Origin of the sequence: Actinomadura opuntiae (assembly GCF_030283205.1) — a bacterium.
In the GTDB taxonomy this organism is placed as follows: domain Bacteria; phylum Actinomycetota; class Actinomycetes; order Streptosporangiales; family Streptosporangiaceae; genus Spirillospora.
This window is the reverse complement of the sequence record NZ_JASNWF010000006.1, coordinates 191,545-212,323: the sequence shown is the minus strand read 5'-3', so window position 1 is coordinate 212,323 and position 20,779 is coordinate 191,545. Positions and strand designations below refer to the sequence as shown.

Annotated in this window: 20 protein-coding genes and 1 pseudogene; 13 read left to right on the top strand and 8 right to left on the bottom strand. The window is 71.7% G+C overall.

Translation table 11 applies throughout. The features are described 5' to 3' along the window. Nucleotides 1-82 precede the first annotated feature (82 nt). Nucleotides 83-4,768: a cation-translocating P-type ATPase gene (locus QP089_RS14770; protein ID WP_285912150.1), complete on the top strand. Its 4,686-nt coding sequence runs from the start codon at nt 83-85 to the stop codon at nt 4,766-4,768. 16 nt (nt 4,769-4,784) lie between these two features. Here the strand turns inward: QP089_RS14770 and QP089_RS14765 are convergent, their stop codons facing one another. Then, entirely contained in the window at nt 4,785-5,336 is a 552-nt protein-coding gene (locus QP089_RS14765) for a DinB family protein (protein ID WP_285912149.1), read from the bottom strand. Nucleotides 5,337-5,434: 98 nt separating this feature from the next. Between QP089_RS14765 and QP089_RS14760 the strand changes: the two genes are divergently transcribed. The 4 genes from QP089_RS14760 to QP089_RS14745 all read left to right on the top strand — a co-directional run bounded on the left by QP089_RS14760 (nt 5,435) and on the right by QP089_RS14745 (nt 9,207). Continuing rightward, on the top strand, nt 5,435-6,400 hold the full coding sequence (locus tag QP089_RS14760; RefSeq protein ID WP_285912148.1) for a helix-turn-helix transcriptional regulator: 966 nt from the start codon (nt 5,435-5,437) through the stop codon (nt 6,398-6,400). Nucleotides 6,401-6,551: 151 nt separating this feature from the next. After that, nucleotides 6,552-7,388 (top strand): CPBP family intramembrane glutamic endopeptidase, encoded by an 837-nt coding sequence (locus QP089_RS14755; RefSeq protein WP_285912147.1) that lies wholly within the window; start codon nt 6,552-6,554, stop codon nt 7,386-7,388. Continuing rightward, a complete protein-coding gene (locus QP089_RS14750) occupies nt 7,385-8,551 on the top strand; it encodes a sensor histidine kinase (protein WP_285912146.1) in 1,167 nt (388 codons plus the stop codon). The genes QP089_RS14755 and QP089_RS14750 overlap by 4 nt, the downstream gene beginning before the upstream one ends. Next, on the top strand, nt 8,548-9,207 hold the full coding sequence (locus QP089_RS14745) for a response regulator (RefSeq protein WP_285912145.1): 660 nt from the start codon (nt 8,548-8,550) through the stop codon (nt 9,205-9,207). Before QP089_RS14750 ends, QP089_RS14745 begins: the two co-directional genes overlap by 4 nt. A 2-nt stretch (nt 9,208-9,209) precedes the next feature. Here the strand turns inward: QP089_RS14745 and QP089_RS14740 are convergent, their stop codons facing one another. Then, complete coding sequence (locus QP089_RS14740) at nt 9,210-9,743, bottom strand: YceI family protein (RefSeq protein ID WP_285912144.1); 534 nt, start codon at nt 9,741-9,743, stop codon at nt 9,210-9,212. Between the two features lie 147 nt (nt 9,744-9,890). On the opposite strand from QP089_RS14740, the gene QP089_RS14735 reads away from it, so the two are divergent. Genes QP089_RS14735 through QP089_RS14725 form a run of 3 tightly spaced genes read left to right on the top strand, consistent with a single transcriptional unit; the run spans nt 9,891 to nt 12,834 of the window. Beyond that, nucleotides 9,891-11,705, top strand: a complete 1,815-nt coding sequence (locus tag QP089_RS14735) for an alkyl/aryl-sulfatase (protein WP_285912143.1) — start codon at nt 9,891-9,893, stop codon at nt 11,703-11,705. A gap of 43 nt (nt 11,706-11,748) precedes the next feature. Then, entirely contained in the window at nt 11,749-12,294 is a 546-nt protein-coding gene (locus QP089_RS14730) for a GAP family protein (RefSeq protein WP_285912142.1), read from the top strand. A 45-nt stretch (nt 12,295-12,339) separates the two neighbouring features. Beyond that, nucleotides 12,340-12,834, top strand: a complete 495-nt coding sequence (locus tag QP089_RS14725) for a hypothetical protein (RefSeq protein ID WP_285912141.1) — start codon at nt 12,340-12,342, stop codon at nt 12,832-12,834. A 28-nt stretch (nt 12,835-12,862) separates the two neighbouring features. Here QP089_RS14725 and QP089_RS14720 read toward each other — a convergent pair whose 3' ends face one another. Beyond that, on the bottom strand, nt 12,863-13,321 hold the full coding sequence (locus QP089_RS14720) for an NUDIX hydrolase (protein ID WP_285912140.1): 459 nt from the start codon (nt 13,319-13,321) through the stop codon (nt 12,863-12,865). Then, the gene (locus QP089_RS14715; protein ID WP_285912139.1) at nt 13,318-14,190 is read right to left on the bottom strand and encodes an alpha/beta fold hydrolase; all 873 of its coding nucleotides are present in this window, start codon (nt 14,188-14,190) and stop codon (nt 13,318-13,320) included. The genes QP089_RS14720 and QP089_RS14715 overlap by 4 nt, the downstream gene beginning before the upstream one ends. 42 nt (nt 14,191-14,232) lie before the next feature. On the opposite strand from QP089_RS14715, the gene QP089_RS14710 reads away from it, so the two are divergent. Together QP089_RS14710 and QP089_RS14705 are read left to right on the top strand one after the other, a co-directional pair. Further along, nucleotides 14,233-14,646 carry a nuclear transport factor 2 family protein gene (locus QP089_RS14710; RefSeq protein WP_285912138.1) on the top strand — a complete coding sequence of 138 codons (414 nt, stop codon included), beginning with the start codon at nt 14,233-14,235 and terminating at the stop codon, nt 14,644-14,646. Nucleotides 14,647-14,693: 47 nt separating this feature from the next. After that, nucleotides 14,694-15,128, top strand: coding sequence for a hypothetical protein (locus QP089_RS14705; RefSeq protein ID WP_285912137.1), 435 nt, complete (start codon nt 14,694-14,696; stop codon nt 15,126-15,128). 111 nt (nt 15,129-15,239) lie between these two features. Here QP089_RS14705 and QP089_RS14700 read toward each other — a convergent pair whose 3' ends face one another. Together QP089_RS14700 and QP089_RS49120 are read right to left on the bottom strand one after the other, a co-directional pair. Continuing rightward, nucleotides 15,240-15,815, bottom strand: a complete 576-nt coding sequence (locus tag QP089_RS14700) for a GlcG/HbpS family heme-binding protein (protein WP_285912136.1) — start codon at nt 15,813-15,815, stop codon at nt 15,240-15,242. A 293-nt stretch (nt 15,816-16,108) separates the two neighbouring features. Next, a pseudogene (locus QP089_RS49120) lies at nt 16,109-16,246 on the bottom strand (DUF72 domain-containing protein); the annotation flags it as partial. 163 nt (nt 16,247-16,409) lie between these two features. Between QP089_RS49120 and QP089_RS14695 the strand changes: the two are divergent. Genes QP089_RS14695 through QP089_RS14685 form a run of 3 tightly spaced genes read left to right on the top strand, consistent with a single transcriptional unit; the run spans nt 16,410 to nt 18,888 of the window. After that, nucleotides 16,410-16,706, top strand: coding sequence for a WXG100 family type VII secretion target (locus tag QP089_RS14695; protein WP_285912135.1), 297 nt, complete (start codon nt 16,410-16,412; stop codon nt 16,704-16,706). Then, complete coding sequence (locus tag QP089_RS14690; RefSeq protein ID WP_285912134.1) at nt 16,703-18,226, top strand: WXG100-like domain-containing protein; 1,524 nt, start codon at nt 16,703-16,705, stop codon at nt 18,224-18,226. Before QP089_RS14695 ends, QP089_RS14690 begins: the two co-directional genes overlap by 4 nt. Beyond that, entirely contained in the window at nt 18,223-18,888 is a 666-nt protein-coding gene (locus QP089_RS14685; protein ID WP_285912133.1) for a pentapeptide repeat-containing protein, read from the top strand. Before QP089_RS14690 ends, QP089_RS14685 begins: the two co-directional genes overlap by 4 nt. Nucleotides 18,889-18,976: 88 nt before the next feature. Here QP089_RS14685 and QP089_RS14680 read toward each other — a convergent pair whose 3' ends face one another. Both QP089_RS14680 and QP089_RS14675 read right to left on the bottom strand, forming a co-directional pair. Continuing rightward, nucleotides 18,977-20,080 carry a sensor histidine kinase gene (locus tag QP089_RS14680; protein WP_285912132.1) on the bottom strand — a complete coding sequence of 368 codons (1,104 nt, stop codon included), beginning with the start codon at nt 20,078-20,080 and terminating at the stop codon, nt 18,977-18,979. Continuing rightward, nucleotides 20,077-20,739, bottom strand: coding sequence for a response regulator transcription factor (locus QP089_RS14675; protein WP_285912131.1), 663 nt, complete (start codon nt 20,737-20,739; stop codon nt 20,077-20,079). Before QP089_RS14675 ends, QP089_RS14680 begins: the two co-directional genes overlap by 4 nt. Nucleotides 20,740-20,779: the final 40 nt, after the last annotated feature.

Here is a 20,779-nt window from a genome sequence, read left to right as displayed (position 1 = left end):
GGTCGTTTACGGAGCGTGTTCGCGGGTACCCGGCGTTCGTCGGTGGGCAAGTCGTATTCGCGCGGGCGGGGAGGGGCGGGCAGTGGCGTTTCCGGGGGCGTCCCTGGCCAAGGCGGTGCTCGGCGTGCCCGTCGCCGCGGCGGACGCGGCGTCCACCCTGGCGGTGCGGGGCGCGGTCCTGGGCGCGCGGACCACGGCGGCGGGCGTCCGGACGACCGTCCGGATCGCCGAGGCCGGTGCGCGGAGCACGGGCGTCCTGCCGGGCGGAACGAGCGAGACGGGCGATGAGCGGCCGGGCGTGGTCTCCGCCGTCCGCGCGAAGGCCGGCGAAGGCGCGCGCCGCGCCGTCCGGGCCACCGACGCGTTCGCCGCGCTGGCCGCGGGCGGACGCAGGCGGCGCGTCTGGGCGCACAACGGACGCGCCCACATCCAGGTGAACGGCCTGGCGGGCACCGGGGAGCACCACCGCCGGTACGTGCGGGCGCTCACGGAGGAGCTCCGCCGGCTGGACGGGGTGAACTGGGCGGAGGTCAACGCGATCACCGGCCGCGTCCTGGTGACGTACGCGGAGGGCACCGTCGACGCGGGCGCTCTGGTCTCCGCCGTCCAGGCCGTGGAGGACGCGCACCACGCCGACCGGTTCGACGAGGGCGCGCACGCGCCGCAGCCCGACGACGACATGGCCTGGGCCGCGGCCACCTCCGCGCTCGTCGCCGACTGCGCCGGAGTGGTGGGCGCGGTGGCCGGCAGGCTGATGAGCCTCCCGCCGGTGCCCAGCCCGGTGCGGGCGGCGGTGTCGGTGGCGGACTCGCTGCCGCACGTCCGATCGGTGCTGGAACGGAGGCTGGGCCGGCTGCGCGCCGACGCCCTGCTCGGCACTGCGAACGCCGTCGTCCAGGGCGCGTCCCAGGGCGTCGCCCCGGTGGCCGCCGACGCCGCCCACCGCTTCTTCCAGCTCTACGAGATCGGGGCGCGCCGCGAGGCGTGGCGCCGCCGCGAACCCCATCTGGTGGCGGGGGAGCAGCCGCAGGTGTGCGGCACGCGGGCCGAGCGTCCGTGCCCGCTGCCGGACGGCCCGGTCGAGAAGGCGGGGAACCGGACGGCGCTCGGGCACCTGCTCGGCGGGGCCGGCGTCCTGGCGAGCACGCGGGACGCGGCGGCCGCCGCCGACCTGCTGCTGGCGACCGTGCCCAAGGCGGCCCGGCACGGCCGGGAGGCGTTCGCCGCGGTGCTGGCGCACGACATGGCGGCCCGCGGGACCGTCGTGCTGGACCCCCTCGCGCTGCGCCGCCTCGACCGGGTCAACGCGGTCGTCATCGACTCCCAGGTGCTGTGCAACGGCGAACTGCGGCTGCTGTCGGCCGTCGCCACCGCCGACGGCATGGACGACGCCGGCGTCTGGCGCGCCGCCGGCACGGTGCTGTCGGAGTATGAAGCCGACGACCTCACCGAGCCCGGCCCGTGGCCCGCGGACGACGGCGCGTGGCGCCTGGCGCGGGCGGTGGACGCCCCGTCCGGCGGCCCCGCCGACCCGCAGGGCGTCACCCTCGACCTGCTCGACGCCCGGGACCGGCGCTGCGGGCGGGTACGGGTCGGCTCGTCGCTCGATCCGCTCGCGGAGGCGCTGCTGTCGGTGGCGCACGAGGCGGCCGACGTGGTCGTCCTGACCGAGCACGCCAGCGTCCAGGAACTGGTGGCCTGGGGCGACGACTCCCCCGTCTCCGTCGACGACCTCGCCGACTCCGTCCGCGCCCTGCAACGCGACGGCCACGTGGTGCTGGCCGTCTCCTGCGGGCAGGACGAGGCGCTCGACGCGGCCGACGTCGGCGTCAGCGTGCTGCGCGGGCACGGGCTCGCCGACTGGTGTGCGGACATCGTGTGCGGGCCGGGGCTCGCGGAGGCGTGGCGGCTGCTGACGGCCGTCCGGCCCGCGCGGCGCGCCAGCGACCGCGCCGCGGAACTGTCGCTCAGCGCGTCGGCGCTGGGCGCGCTGCTGATCGCGGGCCGCAGGCCCCGGCGCCGCCGCGGCGGACCGCTGCGCCGCGCCGCCGCGTCCTGGCAGGACCTGCCGCCGGTGTACGCGGCGTCCCTGATGGCGATGCTGACCAACGGGGTGAGCGCCCGGCGGCTGGTGCACCGGCCGCTGCCCGCGCCCGTCGTCCGCGACGCCTGGCACGCGCTCACCGCCGAGGAGGCCGTCCGTCGGCTGTCGCGCACGGCCGCCGAGCCCGAGGCGGACCGCGAACCGCGTCCGGCGGCGGCGCCGCTGCACCGGATGCTGGTCCGGCCGGGGAAGGCGGCCCTGCGGCTGGCCGCCGCGGTCCGGCAGGAACTCGACGATCCGCTCACCCCCGTGCTCGCACTCGGCGCCGCGGCCTCCGCCGTGGTCGGCTCCAGCGTGGACGCGCTGCTGGTCAGCAGCGTCATGGCGGGCAACGCGCTGATCGGCGGCGCGCAGCGGATGCGGGCCGAGAAGGCCCTCGGCGAACTGATGCTCGGCCAGCAGATCCGCGCCCGCCGGTTGCGCGCCCGCGCCACCGCCGAACCCGGCGGCGAGCCGTTCGCGCATCTGCGGACCGCCGACGCCGAGCAGATCGCGGCCGGCCGGCTGCGCGTCGGCGACGTCGTCCGGCTGCGCTCGGAGGACGTCGTTCCGGCCGACGCCCGGCTGCTGTGGGCCGAGTCGCTGGAGGTGGACGAGGCCACGCTCACCGGCGAGTCCGTGCCCGTCGACAAGAACGTCGAGCCGTCGCCCGGCGCCGACCCGGCCGACCGGCACTGCATGCTCTACGAGGGCACCACGGTCGTCGCCGGCAGCGCCGTCGCGCTGGTCGTCGCCACCGCCGAGGCCACCGAGACCGGACGCGCCGCCGCCCTCGCCGGGACCGCCGATGCCTCGTCCAGCATGCAGGCGCGGCTGGCCGAGCTGACCCACCAGGCGCTGCCCGCCACGCTGCTCGGCGGCGCGGCCGTCACCGTCCTCGGCATGCTGCGAGGCCTGCCGCTGCGGCGCGCCCTCGGCTCCGGCGTCGCGGTCGCCGTGGCCGCCGTCCCCGAGGGCCTGCCGCTGGTCGCGACCGTCTCGCAGCTCGCGGCCGCGCGGCGGCTGTCGCGGCTCGGCGTCCTGGTCCGCTCCACCCGCGCGCTCGAAGCGCTCGGACGCGTGGACACCCTGTGCTTCGACAAGACCGGCACGCTCACCGAGGGCCGGCTCCGGCTCGTCCGCGCGGCCGGCCCGACCCGCCCGCACCCCCTCAGCGGCGCCGCCGAGCAGCGCATCCTGCGCACCGCCGCGCGCGCCTGCCCGCCGCCGGGCGGCCGGCAGGTCGCGCACGCCACCGACCGCGCCGTCCTGGACCGCGTCGACGCCCTGCCGCCGGACGACCGCTGGACCCTGGACGAGGAGCTGCCGTTCGAGACCACCCGCGGCTTCTCCGCCTCGCTCGGCGACGACGGCTACCGGACGGTCCTCGCGGTCAAGGGCGCGCCCGAGGTGCTGCTGGCCAAGTGCACCCGGATCCACACCTCCGCCCACCGCGACGAGGCCCTCACCGCGTCCCGGCGCCGCGCCGCCGCCGCGACCGTCCGGCGGCTGGCCGGGCAGGGCCTGCGCGTGCTCGCCATCGCCGAGCGCCCCGTCGCCGACCCCGGCCCGGTGCGCGGGCAGATCGCCGAGCACGTCGAGGACCTGGCGCTGCTCGGCTTCATCGGCATCGCCGACACCCCGCGGCCCACCGCCGAGGAGGCCGTGCAGCGGCTCGGCGAGGCGGGCGTCCGCACCACCATGATCACCGGCGACCATCCGGACACCGCCGCGGCCGTCGCGGCCGAACTCGGCATCCCCGACGCCGACCGGGTCGTCACCGGGACCGAGCTCGACGCCATGTCCGCCGCCGACCGGATCCGGGCCGTCGAGCGCGCCGCGGTCTTCGCCCGCGTCTCCCCCGCGCAGAAGGTCCGGATCGTCAAGGACCTGCGGCGGGCCGGCCGGGTCGTCGCCATGACCGGCGACGGCGCCAACGACGCCGCCGCCATCCGCCGCGCGGACGTCGGCATCGCCGTCGTCGGCCGCGGCTCCGGCGCCGCCCGCACCGCCGCCGACCTCGTCCTCACCGCGCCCGACACCGCGCTGATCCTGGACGCGCTGCGGGAGGGCCGCGCGCTGTGGCACAGCGTCCGCGACGCCGCCGCGATCCTGGTCGGCGGCAACGCGGGCGAGGTCTCCTTCACCGTCCTCGGGACGGCCCTCAGCGGGGACGCGCCGCTCAGCACCCGGCAGCTGCTCGTGGTGAACATGCTGACCGACATGCTCCCGGCGCTCGCCGTCGCGATCACCCCCGCCGGCTCCGGCCCGGACGCGGCGCCGCTCGGCGGGGAGCCGGTCCGCGGCTTCACCGGCAAGGACATGCGGCGGGTCCTCGCCGTGCGCGGCACCGCCACCGCCGCCGCGGCCCTGGCCTCCTGGCAGCTCGGGCGGCTGACGAGCCTGGTCCCCGGAGGCCGGCGCAGGGCGTCGACGATGGCGCTCGCGTCGCTGGTCGGCGCCCAGCTCGGCCAGACCCTCATCTCGCGCTGGCGCAGCCCGCTCGTCATGGCCACCTGCGCCGTCTCGGCCGCCGCGCTGTTCGCGGTGATCGAGACGCCGGGCGTCAGCGCGTTCTTCGGCTGCACCCCGCTCGGGCCCGGTGCCTGGACGATCGTCACGGCGTCGGCCGCGGCGGCCACGCTGGGGGCCGCCGTCGCGCCGCGCCTGCTCCCCGACCGCTGAACCCGGGCCCGCCGGATCAGCCCATGCTCTTGGCGCCGTCCAGGGACTCGCGGATGATGTCGGCGTGCCCGGCGTGCTGGAACGTCTCGGCGGCGATGTGCATCAGCACCATCCGGGCCGACCAGGACGCGCCCTGCTCGAACCACGGCGCGTCCGGCAGCGGCTGTGCGGCGTTCAGGTCGGGGATCGCGGCGACGAGCTCGTCGGTCCGGCGCGCGGTCTCGGCGTAGGCGTCCAGCACGCCTTCGAGCGTCTCGCCCGGCAGCAGCCGGAACTCCTCGGCGCGCCGCTGGAAGTCCTCCTCGGTCATGGCGTTGAAGTCGGGCATGACGGACGGCCCCTCGATGATGAAGTCCGCCCAGCCCCGCTCGACCGAGGTGACGTGCTTGATCAGGCCGCCCAGGCACAGCTCGCCCGCGGTCGTCCGCTGCCGGGCCTGGTCGTCGGTCAGGTCGCGGGTGGTGAAGCGCAGGAAGTGCCGGGCCTTGGCCAGCAGCGCCAGCAGGTCGGCGCGCTCGCCGGTCGTCACGGGCGCCGCGTCGCGGGTCTTTTCGGCGGTGTCGTTCATGGTCGCGACCTCCAGGTCGTCTCGTTCCGGCTGATGAGAACCACGCTAGGAGGTATTGCGGCCACTTTCCGACCTGAATCGCGGGCAGAATCGAGGACATGGCGAACACCAGCACCCGGACGCTGCGGCTGCTGTCGCTGCTGCAGAGCCACCGGTACTGGCCGGGCACCGAACTGGCCGACCGCCTCGGCGTCTCCGTCCGCACCCTGCGCCGCGACGTCGACCGGCTGCGCGAGCTCGGCTACCCGGTCGAGGCGCAGCGCGGCGTCGACGGCGGCTACCAGCTCGCCGCGGGCGCGGCGCTGCCCCCGCTCGTGATCGACGACGAGGAGGCCGTCGCGCTGGCCGTCGGGCTGCAGGCCGCCGCGCAGGGCCCGGTGGAGGGCATCGCCGAGCCGTCCGTGCGGGTCCTGGCGAAGATCGTGCAGGTGATGCCGGCCCGGCTGCGCCGCCGCGTCGAGGCGCTGCGCGCGATGACCGTGACCGCCGGCTGGGCGGGCCCGGCCCGCACCGACGTCGACCCGGACGTCCTGACCACCGTCGCGCTCGCCTGCCGCGACAGCGAGCGGCTCCGCTTCTCCTACACCGCCGCCGACGGCCGCCGCACCGACCGGCACGTCGAGCCGCACCGGCTCGTCTCCCTCGGCCGCCGCTGGTACCTGGTCGCCTACGACCTGACGCGCGGCGACTGGCGCAACCTCCGCGTCGACCGGCTCACCGACCCGCGCGGCACCGGTGCCCCGTTCCGCCCGCGCGAGCTGCCCATCGCCGACGCCGCCGAGTTCGTCCGCACCCGGCTGGACAGCGCGCCCCGCTCCTACCGCGTCGAGGTGCTGGTGGACGTCCCGGCCCGCGTCGCGCGGGAGCGCATCGGCCGGTGGAGCACGGTCGAGGAGGTCGACGCCGAGCACTGCCGCGTGCTGTTCGTCGCCGACTCGCTGGAGTGGCCGACCATGGCGCTGGGCACGCTCGGCGCCGACTTCCGCGTCCTGCATCCGCCCGAGCTGATCGACCTGCTCCGCGACTGGGCGACCCGGTTCCACCGCGCCGCGACCGCCCCCTGACACCGCGGGACGGGTGGGGCGCCGCACCGCTTGTCCCCCGTGCGAGCTACCGGCGAATGTCCACCGTGCGGTGACGATTCGGGATGCCTCGAATCCCTAGCGTTGCGGCGTACCGCGGCGAGCTGTCCGCGGGCCTCGCGAAGGAGTCGTCATGCGTCTGTTGAAGCAGTTCCTGGCGGTCGGGCTGATCGCCCTCATCGGCGGCCAGGCCGCCGCCGCGGCGGACTGGAACCCGGTCCTCACGCTGGTGATCGGGCTCGCCACGGCCGTGCTGACCCCGGCCGTCTACGCGTGGGTGGTGCGGCGGACGGAGCACCGCGACCCGGTCGAGGTGGCGCGGAAGGGCGCCCCCGCCGCCGTCGGGCGGGGACTGCTGATCGGCGTCGGGATGTTCGCGTTGGTCATCGTGAACCTGGCGTTCCTCGGCTACTACAAGGTCGACGGCTTCGGCTCGGCGGGCGGCACGGTCGCGCTGCTCGGCTTCATGGCCGCCGCCGCGGTGACCGAGGAGGTGCTGTTCCGCGGCGTCCTGTTCCGGATCGTCGAGGAGCGCACCGGCACCTGGATAGCGCTGGGGCTGACGGGGCTGGTGTTCGGCCTGTCGCACCTGGCGAACGCGCACGCCACCCTGTGGGGCGCGCTCGCCATCGCCATCGAGGCCGGCGGCATGCTCGGCGGCGCCTACGTCGCCACCCGCAACCTGTGGCTGCCGATCGGGCTGCACTTCGGCTGGAACTTCGCCGAGGCGGGCATCTTCGGCACCGAGGTGTCCGGCAACAACACCCCGCAGGGGCTGCTGGACGGCGCCGTGTCCGGCCCGGCCCCGCTCAGCGGCGGCGACTTCGGCCCGGAGGCGAGCCTGTACTCGGTCGTGTTCGGCGTGATGCTGACGATCCTGTTCATGTGGCTGGCCCACCGCCGGGACCGCGTGGTGGCCCGCCGCCGCCGTGCCGGCCGGGGCTCCGAGGCCGCTAGGCTCGCCCAGTGATCGACTTCCGGCGGCTCCCCGGGCTGTGGGAGCGGTACGACGTCACGGTCCGGGACCTGCCGCTGGGACTGCTGCTGGTCGCCATGTCGCTCGTCCCGAGCCTGCACGGCGTCGGCACGCAGCTCGGCTACCTGCCGGACCGCCCCTTCGACGCGCTGGGCGTCGCGGCGGTCGCCCTGGAATGCCTCCCGCTCGCCGTGCGCCGGCGGTGGCCGGACGTCTGCCTGGCCCTGGTGGCGGCCGGGTTCGCCATCGACCAGCTCCGCGGCTACCACACGGTCGCCGGCACCGCGCTGCCCATCGTGCTGATCAGCACGGGCGCCCACCTGGAGCGCAGCCGCCGCCCCCTCATGGCCGTCGCCTCCGCCGCCTACGTCGTGCTGGCGGTCGCGCTCGAACGGCAGGGCGCGGGCGAGGGGGTCGAGGGGTACGTCACGTTCTACCTGGCGCTCTGCCTCGCCTGGGGCGCCGGCGCCTGGCTGCGCTCCACCCGGGCCGCCGAGGCCGAACGCCGCCGCCACGTCGCCGAGGCCACCCGCACCGCCGAGCGCACCCGCATCGCCCGCGAGCTCCACGACGTCGTCACCCACCACGTGACCGCGATGGTGGTCCAGGCCGAGGCCGCGCGCTACCTGACCGCCGCCCCCGACCGCCTGGAGGAGACCCTCACCGCCGTCTCCGACACCGGCCGCCGCGCCATCACCGACCTGCGGCACCTGCTCGACCTGCTCAACCCCGACCACACCGCCGGCGCCGCCGCAGGCGGGCGGACCGCCTCGACCGGCGACATCGCCGAGCTGGTCGACCAGACCCGCCGCGCCGGGCAGCCGGTGGAGTTCGTCCGGCAGGGCGAGCCCGCCGAGCCGGCGGGCGGCGCCGAGTTCGTGGCCTACCGGGTCGTCCAGGAAGCCCTCACCAACGCCCTCAAGTACGCCCACGGCAGCGCCACCCGGGTCCGGGTCCGCCATGCCGAGAAGGAGATCACCGTGGAGATCGCCAACGACGGGTCCGGGTCGCGGACCCGCTCGCCCGGCGGCGGCGGACGGGGCCTGACCGGCCTCCGCGAGCGCGTCGAGGCCCTCGACGGCGACTTCACCGCGGGCCCCGGGGCGGACGGCGGCTTCGCCGTGACGGCCCGCATCCCCACCGGGAGCCGGTCGTGAGCGCGCCCGTCCGGGTCCTGGTCGCCGACGACCAGGCGCTCATCCGCACCGGGTTCGCGACGATCATCGACGCCCAGCCCGACCTGGAGATCGTGGGCGAGTGCGGCGACGGCCGCGCCGCGGTCGACCTCGCCCGCGAGCTGAGGCCGGACATGGTCGTGATGGACGTGCGGATGCCGGTCCTCGACGGCATCGAGGCCACCCGCCTGCTGGCCGGCGCCGGGGTCCCCGACCCCGTCAAGGTCCTCGTCGTGACGACGTTCAACCTGGACGAGTACGTCTACGAGGCGCTGCGCGCCGGCGCGAGCGGGTTCCTGCTCAAGGACGCCCCGCCGGCACAGCTGCTGCACGGCATCCGCACCGTCGCGTCCGGCGCCGCGCTGCTGGACCCCGATGTGACGCGGCAGCTCGTCGGCCGGTACGCGGCCCGGATCCGCCCCGCCGGGAGCACGCCGGACGGCACCGCGCTGACCCCGCGCGAGCTGGAGGTGCTGCGCCACATCGCCGACGGCCTGTCCAACAGCGAGATCGCGGCGGCGCTCGTCATCAGCCAGGAGACCGTCAAGACCTACGTGTCGCGCATCCTCACCAAGCTCGACCTGCGCGACCGCGTGCAGGCGGTCGTCTACGCCTACCGCAACGGCCTGGTGACCTGAGCTCACGCCCGCCGGACCACGGCGGCGTCGAGCTCCAGCACCACCTTCGGGCCGACCATGACCCTGGTCAGGGCGTTCCAGTTCACACCCCAGTCGTTGCGGTCGATCGTCGCGCCGCCCGCGAAGGCGACCCGCAGGCCGTCCTCGGCGCCGGTCAGCGTGAACTCCACGGTGACCGGCCTGCACACGCCGCGGACGGTCAGGTCACCGGTGACCGCGAACCCGTCGTCGCCTCTTCGCTCCACTCGCGTCGAAGCGAAGGTGATGGCCGGGTGCTCGTCCACCTCCAGGAACGTCCGGCACAGCTGCTCATCGCGCTGCCGGTTGCCGGTCCGGACGCTGCCCGCCCGGATGGTGAGCCGGACGCTGGACTTCGACGGGTCGCCGCCGTCCAGGCGCGCGGTGCCCTCGAACTCGTCGAACCGCCCGCGCACCCGGGTGGACAGCCTGTGCCGGGCGACGAACCCGATCCGCGTCCGGGCGGTGTCGAGAACGTAGTCGCCGGTCAACTCGCCGAGCGTGGTCACTGTCGTCATGGTTCGGCTCCTCAGGTGATTCGCGTCCGAAAGCACGACGACACAGGCTCGGGAAACGTGAGGGTTCTCTTGGAACTTGGCTGGCACTGAGGTGGGACCGCCCAGGGAAGTGCTCGGGTACCGGCGAACCCGCTCCGAGGAGAGACCATGGCCGCGCCATCACCCAAGGACCGAACCGATTTCGAGAACGCCGAGCGAGGGCTGGTGGCGTCGCTGTCCCCGGCGGTCGTGCGGGACGCCGGCGGGCGCGTCGTCTGGGACAACGACGCGTTCTCGTTCCTGGACGGGCCCTGCCCCGAGTCGGTGAACCCGTCGCTGTGGCGGCAGGCGCAACTGTGCGCCAAGCAGGGGCTGTTCGAGGTGACGGACGGGATCTACCAGGTACGGGGCCTGGACCTGTCGAACATGACCCTGGTCGAAGGCGACCGGGGCGTGATCGTGATCGACCCGCTCGTGTCGGTGGAGACCGCGGCCGCCGCGCTCGCGCTGTACCGGGAGCACCGCGGGGACCGTCCGGTCACCGGGCTGGTCTACACCCATTCCCACGTCGATCACTTCGGCGGCGCGGAAGGGGTGCTCGAAGCCGGAAACCCGGAGGAAATTCCGATCCTGGCTCCGGCCGGATTCCTGGAGCACGCCGTCTCGGAGAACGTGTACGCCGGGACGGCCATGGGCCGCCGCGGCGTTTACCACACCGGCGTTCTGCTGGAGAGGGGACCGACCGGAATGGTCGGGACAGGGTTGGGCCAGACCGCATCGTCGGGACGCATTTCCCTGATCCCTCCGAATACCGATATCACGCGGACGGGCCAGGAAGTGACCGTCGACGGGGTGCGCATCGTCTTCCAGCTGACGCCCGGCACCGAGGCGCCCGCGGAGATGAACTTCCATTTCCCCGACCGGCGGGCGCTGTGCCTGGCCGAGAACGCGACCCACAACCTGCACAACATCCTGACGTTGCGCGGCGCGGTGATCCGTGACGCGCGCGTATGGGCGCGGTACCTGGACGAAGCGATCGCCCTGTTCGCCGACGACACGGACGTCGCGTTCGCGTCCCACCATTGGCCGACATGGGGACGCGAGCCGATCGTGGCGTTCCTGTCCCAGCAGCGCGACCTGTACGCCTACCTGCACGACCAGACGTTGCGGCTGCTCAACCAGGGGCACACCGGGATCGAGATCGCCGAGATGATGGAACTGCCGCCCGCCCTGGCGGGCGCCTGGCACGCCCGCGGCTATTACGGCTCGATCAGCCACAACGTCAAGGCGATCTACCAGCGGTACATGGGGTGGTTCGACGGCAATCCCGCGCACCTCTGGGAGCACCCGCCCGTCGAGGCGGCCACGCGGTATGTGGAATGCATGGGCGGGGCGTCCAGATTGATGTCGATGGCCCGCGACTACGCAGACAAAGGCGATCTGCGATTCGCCGCCACGCTACTCAACCATGTGGTGTTCGCCGACCCCGACAGCGCGGACGGCAAGGCCGCGCTCGCGGACGTCTATCAACGGCTCGGCGAGGGCGCCGAGAACGGCACGTGGCGCAATTTCTTCCTAACCGGCGCGATGGAACTGCGCGGAGGCGTCGCGCCCGTCCCGACCAGCATCGCGGGAGGCATGACTGCCGGCCTGTCGGTCGAGCAGGTCTTCGACTCGATGGCGATCCGGGTGAACGGCCCCAAGGCGTGGGACGAGCACCTCACCATCGACTGGGACTTCACCGACACCGGCGACCGCTACCGGATGGCGCTGTCCAACGGCGTCCTCATCCACCGCCAGGTCACCGGCCATTCCGTCCAAGCCGCAGATCTCACACTCACCCTGGACCGCCGGTCGCTGTTCGCGCTCATCTCCGGCGAGGACTACAGCGGGATCACCGCCTCCGGCGACTCGGCCGCCCTGCGGCGGCTTCTGGCCGTCATCGAGGCCCCCGAACCGAATTTCCCCATCGTCACTCCCTGACGGAACCGACCGGATAGTTCGACCGAAAGCATTCAGGGGCGCTATGGAGCAGGTCATCGGCGAGCCGCGGCCGCTGGCGGTCGGGGTGGCCATCAGCCCGATCCCGATCATCGCGGTGATCCTCATGCTGATCCTCGCCGCCAAGCAGTTCACGTCCCGCCCGAACCCGTCCGAGCAGGCAGGCATGCCCAAATGGATGCAGGCCATCGACACCTTCACCCCGGTCAAGGCCGCCTCGCTCGGCGCGCTCCTGTCGGCGGTCAACCCCAAGAACCTGATGATGTGCGCCGCAGCCGGCATCGCCGTGGCCCAAGGCGAATTGAGCATCGGCGGCCAGGCGGGCGCCGTCGCGGTGTTCACGGTGATCGCGGCATGCACCGTGGCCGTCCCGGTCGCCGTCTATATCGCCGACACCGAACGGATGCGCCGCCCGCTGAACAGCCTGCGCTCCTGGCTGGAACGCAACAGCACCACGGTGATGTTCATATTGCTCCTGGTAATCGGAGTAGTCCTCCTGGGCAAGGGCCTATCCGGCCTAACCACTCTCAGCATGACGCCGGTAGCCCTCACCCCGGAACCGGACCCGTGATAGCCGAGTCGTAGGAGAGGCAGCCAACTTCATAGCGAGAGGCCGATGGACGCCAACAACGTCACCGCGATCTGCGCAACACTCATCGCCCTGCTCTCCCTGGCAGTCTCCTTCCTGGAAGCCCGCGCCGTCCGTCAACACAACCGTCACGCGGTACGCCCCCTGCTGGAGTTATGGACCCCGCGGCGCCACGGCGACCGGACCGGAATCCAGCTCATCAACCAGGGCCTTGGCCCAGCGATCATCACGCGCACCATCCTGAAGCTCGACGGCCAGGTCCTCGGCGGCTGGGACCAACCCACCGTCGACCAGATGCGCGCGTCACTACCCGCCCGGCCGGGCGCCATGACCGTTCGTCCCCCTCGCGCGATCCCCGTCGGCTTCCATTCCTTCCTGCTGAGCCTCGACGACTTCGACCGCGAGCAGCATGCCTGGTTCGCCGACCTCATCAAGCGACGCATCCAAATCGAGATCCATTACGAATCCCTCTACGGCGGCGAGAACTTCAAGACGACCCTCCACGTCGACCCGCCCGCCTGACCAGGGATCAAGCACCGCCGCATCTCGGTCACCGGGGAATGCCGGGCACCGTCGTCCAGCCGGGGTCGATATGCCCCAGCCAGGCGTCCTGATCATCTGCGAGCGGCTGTCCAAGAGGAAGCGGCAGAAAACGACATGCGAACATCAAGCCGACATCCTCGCCATCGCCACGGACGGTGTGACACCAACTGTCCGCCATGGACGCGGGCGCCTCCAACTGGAAAAAGGTGGTCCTCCGAGGCCGGTGAGTGTCGGGATGAGGCCTGTCTTCCACCGCTACCCGCCGGACCACCGACGCGCTGACCAAACCGGTCTCCTCAGCAACCTCACGCAAGACCGCCTCTTCAAGACCTTCACCCGGATGGACACCACCAGCGGGCACCTGGGTTCCCGCCTCAGGCAGGCCGACATGATCGAACACCAGGAGTTCAGCGACAGCACGACGCCTGATCACGTAGGCCGCGACGCGGATTCTCGGTCGGCTCACCCAAGCATTCTCCAATTGCCCGCGAGGAAGTCGGTGATGGCGGCGACGATTGCCGGATAGTCGTCGCCGAACCAGATGAAGTGGCTCGGGGCAGCACTGATGAGGAGCCGCGCGCCGGGGATTGCGGCGACCAGCGCCTCGGCCTGGGCGAAGGGCACGGCGCCGTCTCTGGGAGCGGCGATGACCAGGGTCGGCTGCGTGACCGGAGGGACCTTGCCGGGACGGGCCATGCAGCGGAGATCCGTCGTGAAGCCAGACCCCGAACGCATCCGCGCGAAGAGTTCCACTAGCAGCGCGCGGTGCTCGGCGGACAACTCGGAGACAAGCCCATCGGCCGGACCGGTGGTCAGGTCGCGCAGCAACAGGTGCAACGCCGCCTGCGGGGCCCGGCGGACGAGACCATGGACGAACGCCCAGCTGACACGTTCGACGCCCGGAGAGAACACCAGGCGTCCGCCCAAGCGGGTGCGGCGGTCGGGCCAAGGAAGGAAGCCGACGGCGCTTTCCAAGACGAGGCGCTCGACGAGGTCGGGGTGCCGGGAGGCGAGGGTCACCGCCGTCGGGCCGCCCGCCGACTGGCCGACGACGGCCGCCAGCCGCTCGATGCCCAGGTCAGCGCAGAGCTCGACGACCGCATCGGCGAACCGGGCGGGAGACGTCCCGGTGCCCGACGGCGTGCGGCCGTACCCAGGCCGCGACGGTGCCAGCACCGAAAATCCAGCCTCGGCGAACACCTCCTCCCCCAGCGGCAGACTCGCCCGCATATGCCCACCGTGCAGCATCAGAACGGTAGACGGCCCGCGCTTTTCCAGCCGGTACTCCAGCGGCCCGAAAGACGTCTCGGTGACAGTGGCGGGACGCTCGAACATGAGAGTCCTCCATCCCGTGGGCGGCCAATCGAAAGAACAATCATGACCACGAGCACCCTCGTCGCCGACCGCATCGAGATCGCCGACCTGTGCACCCGCTTCGCGCGTCTACTCGACGAGAAGCGATGGGAGGACGCGGACACCGTCTTCACCGACGATGTGGCGGTGCACTCGCCGCGCGGGGACGACCTCCGCGGCATCGGCAGGGTCGTCGACTTCATGCGACGGAGTGAGGTCGAGGGACAGCACACCCACCACACGACCGCCGAGCTCCTGGTGGACGTCGACGGCGACCAGGCGGCCGTCTCGGCGAACTCGATCGTGTACTACTACCGCGACGGCCAGGCACCCCATTTCACCGGCGGCCTGCGACAGCACTACACCTCAGTCCGTACGCCGGCGGGCTGGCGAATCCGCGAGGTGCGTATCACACCCGCCTGGACACGCGAGAACTGATCTCCCCCGGGCAGCCGCCCTCCCAGCGCGGGGAAATCGCCATCACCTTGGAAATCGCGGCGGGTCGCCTTGAACGCCCGGCCAACGCACCGGGCGGGCTTTCGCGGATGCCCTCCCAATGCGGTGAGCGCGACACCCTGCTGGCCCTCCAGGAAGCACTGATCGAGCACTACCAGGCCGCCGTCGAATACAAGGGGAACCGCAGCAGGGTCGAGGCCCGCCTCGACCGCGACCGCGACGAGGACACGCTGCGTCAGGCAGGCCGCCGATACCGCGATGCGGCACGAACCGTGCAGAAGCTCGCGGCGAGGACGCTAACCCGCGAGGGGGCGGCAGCGGTCGAGGACTGCGCCTCGCGAGTCGCCCAGTCCATCAACGAGCCGCGCAACGACGAGCTGGCCCACCAGGCCGATGCCGCAATGATCCGCGCCCAGGAGTTGGTTGGTGCGGCGATCCGCCGACCACTGGACCTGGGCAGCTAGCGGTTCCACCGGCTGCAGAGGGGGCCGGAGGGCGGGCCGGTGGGTGCGCGGTCCGGCCGGGTGCGGTGCTCGTGGCGGCACCCGGCCGGAATCCGCGACCGTCCGGCCGGGTCAGCGGCCGATGGCCGCCAGCACGTCGTTCGCGATCGCCTCGTCGATCCGGCCGTCCGGGGCGCCGCCCACCCCGATGCCCGCGATCGGGAACCCCTTGTAGATGACCGGGACGCCGCCGGGCAGCGTGAGCGTGCCCGGGATCTGCTTGATCGTCTCGTTCCCGGACAGAGCGCTGGTGGGCTGACCGAACGCCACGGCGGTGTACGCCTTGGCCTTGGCGGACACGTAGGTCTGCGGGCCCGCCTCGCGCGTCCGGACGACCAGCCGGATGGTGCCCGCCCGCTCCATGATCACCATCGTGACGCGCTGGTTCCCGTGCCGGCGGGCCGACTCCACGAACTCCCTGGACGCGCGGACGAGCGCGCTGTTCGACAGCACCCGCTCCGGCGCCGTGGCAGCGCCATCCCCATGCCCGTGGCCATGTCCGTGCCCGTGGCCGTGCTTGCCGTGCCCGTCCTGGACCGCGACGGCGGCGGCCGGCGCGGCGGCGGACGCCGGCCCCGCGACGCCGACCGCCCCGGCGGCGACCGCACCCAGCGCGACGGCGCCGCCGATGAAACGCCTGATCGACATGTTCCCCCGATTCCCTGACCTTCGGTCACATGAAGCGACCCTTCAAATTCGAAAAGTAACCGCACGTAAGGACGGGGACAATGTGTCGCGGCCAGCGTCCGGGCAACTCTCGGTAAAACACCTCGCGGCGTCGCAACGAAGCCGATTGATCTCGCAGACGGTGACGAGGCCCCGATCTCCAAACCGAAGGGGCAGGCGAATCGAGGGCCAGGGCGATGTCTTTGGCCGACGCCGTTCGGGTGGTCGGCCAGAACGCCCAGAACCTGCCGCAACCCACAGCATTTACGGTGCGGCGACGTCGCGTAGAACATCGTGCAGCCCTCGACGGCGTCGCACAGCGCCGCGTACGACCGCAACCGGCCACCGGCGGGCAGTCTCACCGGGATGAAGCGTCCGCGCCACGCCATGTGCGTCCACATCGCGCATCCCACGTGAAGCCGCTTTATACGACGCTAGCGAGGCCCGGTGACGTGCGGACCGATCCGGACGCAGCCGGGCCGCACCGCCCCCGCGACGAGTACTGGCCTTGCCGCATCGTCCGCGCGAAACGAAACATGTTGGGAAAATCGTCGTTTGCGCCATTAGCCTGCTGTCGTGGCCGATCGAATCCTTGCGGAGCTGGCGGCGCTGGAGAGAGGGGAAGCCGATCTCCGGCGCGCGTACGAGCGGCTGGAAAAAGAGTTGGATCGTCTGGACGGCGATCTACGAACGTCGTTAGCCGCCTGGTCAGGAGAGGCGCGAGCGGCCTATGAACAGGCCCATCGCGAATGGATGCTGGCCGCACGCGATATGGCACGTCAGGTGGACGAGCTGCATCGGTACGTCGCCCGGGCACGGCGCAACTTCCACACCTCCCTCCATGCGAACCACGGCATGTGGAATCCACCATGAGCCCACCACCGGATCCGGTCTCGCCCGTCCCAGCGCGGGTTGATATCACGCCCGAGACGGTCGACCGTGCGGCGGCCAACTTCGCGATCGGCCAGCAGGACCTGATCAGGGCGTACACGACCCTGTCGCAGAAGCTGTCCGCGCATTCGTCGGGCATGGCCGGTTTCGACAAGGCCGCCCACCAGTTCGCCGCCTTGTACGACCCGGCAGCCAAGGCGGCCTACCAGGCATTCCACAAGGCGATCGAGGCGTTGGGCGGCACCTCCCTCGGCCTCACCCAGACGGTCAACAATCACCTGGCCGCCGATCATCACTCCCGCGCCGACCGCCCCGGCGGCGGGCCACGGCGCTTCCCGCCGCATCCGGTGTCGCAGAACTTCGCGGTGGCCGCCGCGCCCCCGTCGGTGATCGGGGCGATGAGCTGGGCGCCCAACACCACCGTCCCGCTCATCCGCCACGCGGTACCGCACCTGCCCGGCTGGGTGGACGATCTGCTCGGCACCTCCAACGACTGGCCGCAGGGCAACCCGGACATGTTCGATCAGACCGGCGACGCCTGGGCGGAGGCCGCCCGCGAGATCGGTCAGGTCGCCTCGTGGCTGAACTGGACGATCACCACCATCCTCGACCCGGCCGACAACGCCGAACACACCACCGTCGCCAACTACTGGGCCACCCTGTACCGACCCGGCGACACGTCCACCATCCTGTCCGGCCTGCAGTCGATGTGCACTGCCCTGGCCAACGCATGCCACGAGTACGCCCAGGCCACCCGGGACGCCACCCGCATCGTCACCGGCGAGCACATCGCCGAGATCATCCTTCTGCTCGGCGCCGGCGCCGTCTCCGGCCTGCTGCGCAAACTGTTCGGCAGGATCCTGTCCCGCGTCGGCGCCTACATGCTCAGCCGCGTCGCCGGCATCGCCGAACGCTGGGCCCTCCGCAAGATCCTCGCCGACCTCCTCAAGGCCACCGCCGACACCAAAGTCGTCAAAGCCGTCCAAGCCGCCTTCGACAAGACGGTCGGCAGGGCGCTCGGCAAGGACATCGAGGCCACGGAACGCCGGCTCGGCCTCGTACCGGGCACTCCCGAGTATCGGGCTCGGCTGACGGAACTGGCGAAGGACCCTGCCCACGGTGGCGAGATCACGGCCAAGACGGAGCGCGAGGCAGAAGTCGGCCTGCAACTGGAACGGGACGGCCTCCTGCCCGGCCCTATCAAGCGGGCTCCATTCGACGCGGCAGGAAGAGACCAAGGCGAATTCGTCGATGCAACGGGAAATTTTTGGGATGTCAAGAGCTCTCCAGATGTCCAGCCGAGCTACGGGCGCAATCCAGGCCAGGCGATCCCAAAGCCCCAATCAATCGAGCGCTTCACCAGAATGGTAAGCAAAGAAATAGGCGAAGGGCACAATGTGATTATTGACCCGATCGGCATGACACCGGAGCGGGCCAGCACCTTGAAGCAAGTGGTCGCCGCCCATCCAGAGTGGCATGGGAGGGTAATATGGAAACCATGAGTGAGAACTTCGGACGTACTCGGGGTGACGTTGTCGCGTTTCCGCACGATATGGCCGCGAAGCAAGCTTTGGAGACCTACCTCGACGATCTTCCCGAGGACCCCCGGATCGTAAGTCGACCTCTCGCGGGCAACGGCCTCGATTTTTCCGGCGCCGATCTGTCCGGCCTCAACCTGGCCGCTGCCTACTTGGACGAGGCGATCCTGGACCAGGTCAGGCTCCGCAACGCGAACCTTGGAGGAGCGTCCCTGATAGCAGCGCACATGCGTGGCGCCGACCTGAGCGGCGCATATCTGCGGAAGGCACAGGGGCGAGCCTGCGATGCGCGGAATGCGCTGCTCATTGGCGCATATCTCCAGAAAATCGAGTTCGAGGACGCCGACCTGCGAAATGCCGATCTCCGCAGGGCCGATCTCGCGAGAGCATGGCTTGCCGGAACGGACCTGCGCGGTGCCGACCTGCGAGCGTGCGACTTCGGCGGGCCCACGAGCTCGGCCGCCCTTTTGGAGGTCCGCATGGCGGATTCGCGTCTTGACGGCGCAACCGGTCATGTCAGCGGGCCGGTCGATGTCGGAACAACGTCACCTCAATTGATCAACGGCGATGAGCTGAAACGCTGGTTCGCCGACCATGGCGCACCCGAGGTCGAAGTCCATAACTGACGATTGAACGGGCGTCGGCGTCATCACGATGGTCCGCTCGACCTACAGGGACCGCTTGTAGAATTCTGGCGACCAAGAAGAAGGCGGCTCAGGCGTTCTGGGAGTTGAACCGTATGGCGAGGTGCAAGCCGCCTTCGGTGCGGGCGTCGGCAGTGAGGGTGGCGTGGTGGGCTTGGGTGACCGCGTTGACGATGGCGAGGCCGAGACCGTAGCCGTCGCGGCGTCCTTGACGGTCAGGCGCCAGCTTTTGGAAGGGTTGGAAGAGGCGCTGGATCTGGTCGCCGGGAACGACCGGTCCGCTGTTGGTGACTCTGAGAAGAACCTCCGCGCCGGAGGTCCGGGTTGTGATTTCTACGTGGCCGCCTGCGTGGTTGTGGCGGATTGCGTTGTCGATGAGGTTGGTGACGAGGCTTTCGATCAATTTCGGGTCTCCGGCCGTCACTGCGGGCGTCAGGTGCTCGGTGATGTCAATGCCTCTCTCCGTTGCTCGGTCGCGGCGAAGGGCGAGTGCTTTTTCGACGACCTGAGCGAGGTCGAGGCGATCCCAGCGGGCGACGCCGCGTTCGCTGGTGGCGAGGGCGAGCAGTGCTTGGACGAGTCGCTCCTGGTGTTCGCCGAGGGCGAGGGCCTCCTGGCAGGCCGAGCGCAGGGTGTCGTTGTCGGTGTCGGGGTCGGCGAGGGCGACTTCGAGGAGAGTGCGCTGGCCGGCCAAAGGGGTGCGCAGTTCGTGGGAAGCGTTGGCCACGAAGTGGCGTTGGGCGTCGAAGGAGGCTTGGAGGCGGGAGAACAGGTCGTCGAGGGTGCGGCCGAGCTCGGTCAGCTCGTCCGCGGGTTCGCCGAGGTCGAGGCGTCGGTGGAGGTCACCGGCGGAGATGTTCCTGGCGGTGGCGGTGATGGAGCGCAGCGGGTGCAGGAACCGGCCGGCGACGAACCAGCCAAGGGCCAGGGCGACGGGAACCAGAATGATCAAGGCGATGGCGGATCCCGTGAGGAGCTGGGCCAGGCTGATCCCGCGCCCGGCTCCGGTGGTCACGCCCGATGAGGGCCGCCCCTTGGGCGTGGCCGCGTCGACGCTGACGAGTGGGACGAGCACGAGGACGAGCACGAAGACCCCGGCGGTGTAGATGCCCGCCGCGTAGGCGAGTGCGAGCCGCGTCTGCAGGGATCTTCTGGCGAGCTGCCGGGGAGTCATGGCGATCCGATGCGGTAGCCGCCTTCGCGGATGGTCTCGATCACGGGCGGCTCGCCGAGCTTGGCCCGCAACCGGTGCATGGTGTGCTTGACGGCGCTGCTGAAGGGGTCGGCGGCCTCGTCCCAGACGCGTTCGAGCAGTTCCTCGGCGGAGATGACCAGGCCGGACGCGGCGAGCAGGCATTCGAGCAGGGCGAACTCCTTGGGGCTCAACTCGAGGCGTCGGCCTGCCCTGAACGCGACGCGGCGGGCCGGATCGAGAGTGATGTCCCCGCTTTCCAGCGTGGGCGGCAGCGGCGGGGTGGCGCGGCGGGCCAGAGCGCGGACGCGGGCGACCAGTTCGGCGAACGCGAACGGCTTGGGCAGGTAGTCGTCGGCGCCGAGGCTGAGCCCGTGGACGCGGTCCTCGATCGTGCCGGACGCTGTGAGCATCAGGACGCGGGTCTCGCAGCGGCCATTGGCGAGTCGTCGGCAGATCTCGTCCCCGTGGACGCCGGGCACGTCGCGGTCGAGGATCACCACGTCGTAGCGGGTGACGGCCAAGCGCTCGAGGGCGGCGATCCCGTCAAGGACGACGTCGACGGCCATGCCCTCGTGGCGCAGCCCCGTTCCGATGGAGCGGGCGAGAACCTCGAAATCCTCGACGACAAGGACCCTCACCGCCACGCACCGCCGGTCGTCGTGCCCGCTGGGCGGCTGC

Bases quoted from the DNA above. Each gene is read 5' to 3' on its own strand.
- QP089_RS14765 (WP_285912149.1), bottom strand. From the start codon at position 5,336: ATGAACGACACCGCCGAAAAGACCCGCGACGCGGCGCCCGTGACGACC.
- QP089_RS14760 (WP_285912148.1), top strand. From the start codon at position 5,435: ATGGCGAACACCAGCACCCGGACGCTGCGGCTGCTGTCGCTGCTGCAG.
- QP089_RS14755 (WP_285912147.1), top strand. From the start codon at position 6,552: ATGCGTCTGTTGAAGCAGTTCCTGGCGGTCGGGCTGATCGCCCTCATC.
- QP089_RS14740 (WP_285912144.1), bottom strand. From the start codon at position 9,743: ATGACGACAGTGACCACGCTCGGCGAGTTGACCGGCGACTACGTTCTC.
- QP089_RS14735 (WP_285912143.1), top strand. From the start codon at position 9,891: ATGGCCGCGCCATCACCCAAGGACCGAACCGATTTCGAGAACGCCGAG.
- QP089_RS14730 (WP_285912142.1), top strand. From the start codon at position 11,749: ATGGAGCAGGTCATCGGCGAGCCGCGGCCGCTGGCGGTCGGGGTGGCC.
- QP089_RS14725 (WP_285912141.1), top strand. From the start codon at position 12,340: ATGGACGCCAACAACGTCACCGCGATCTGCGCAACACTCATCGCCCTG.
- QP089_RS14715 (WP_285912139.1), bottom strand. From the start codon at position 14,190: ATGTTCGAGCGTCCCGCCACTGTCACCGAGACGTCTTTCGGGCCGCTG.
- QP089_RS14710 (WP_285912138.1), top strand. From the start codon at position 14,233: ATGACCACGAGCACCCTCGTCGCCGACCGCATCGAGATCGCCGACCTG.
- QP089_RS14700 (WP_285912136.1), bottom strand. From the start codon at position 15,815: ATGTCGATCAGGCGTTTCATCGGCGGCGCCGTCGCGCTGGGTGCGGTC.
- QP089_RS14690 (WP_285912134.1), top strand. From the start codon at position 16,703: ATGAGCCCACCACCGGATCCGGTCTCGCCCGTCCCAGCGCGGGTTGAT.
- QP089_RS14685 (WP_285912133.1), top strand. From the start codon at position 18,223: ATGAGTGAGAACTTCGGACGTACTCGGGGTGACGTTGTCGCGTTTCCG.
- QP089_RS14680 (WP_285912132.1), bottom strand. From the start codon at position 20,080: ATGACTCCCCGGCAGCTCGCCAGAAGATCCCTGCAGACGCGGCTCGCA.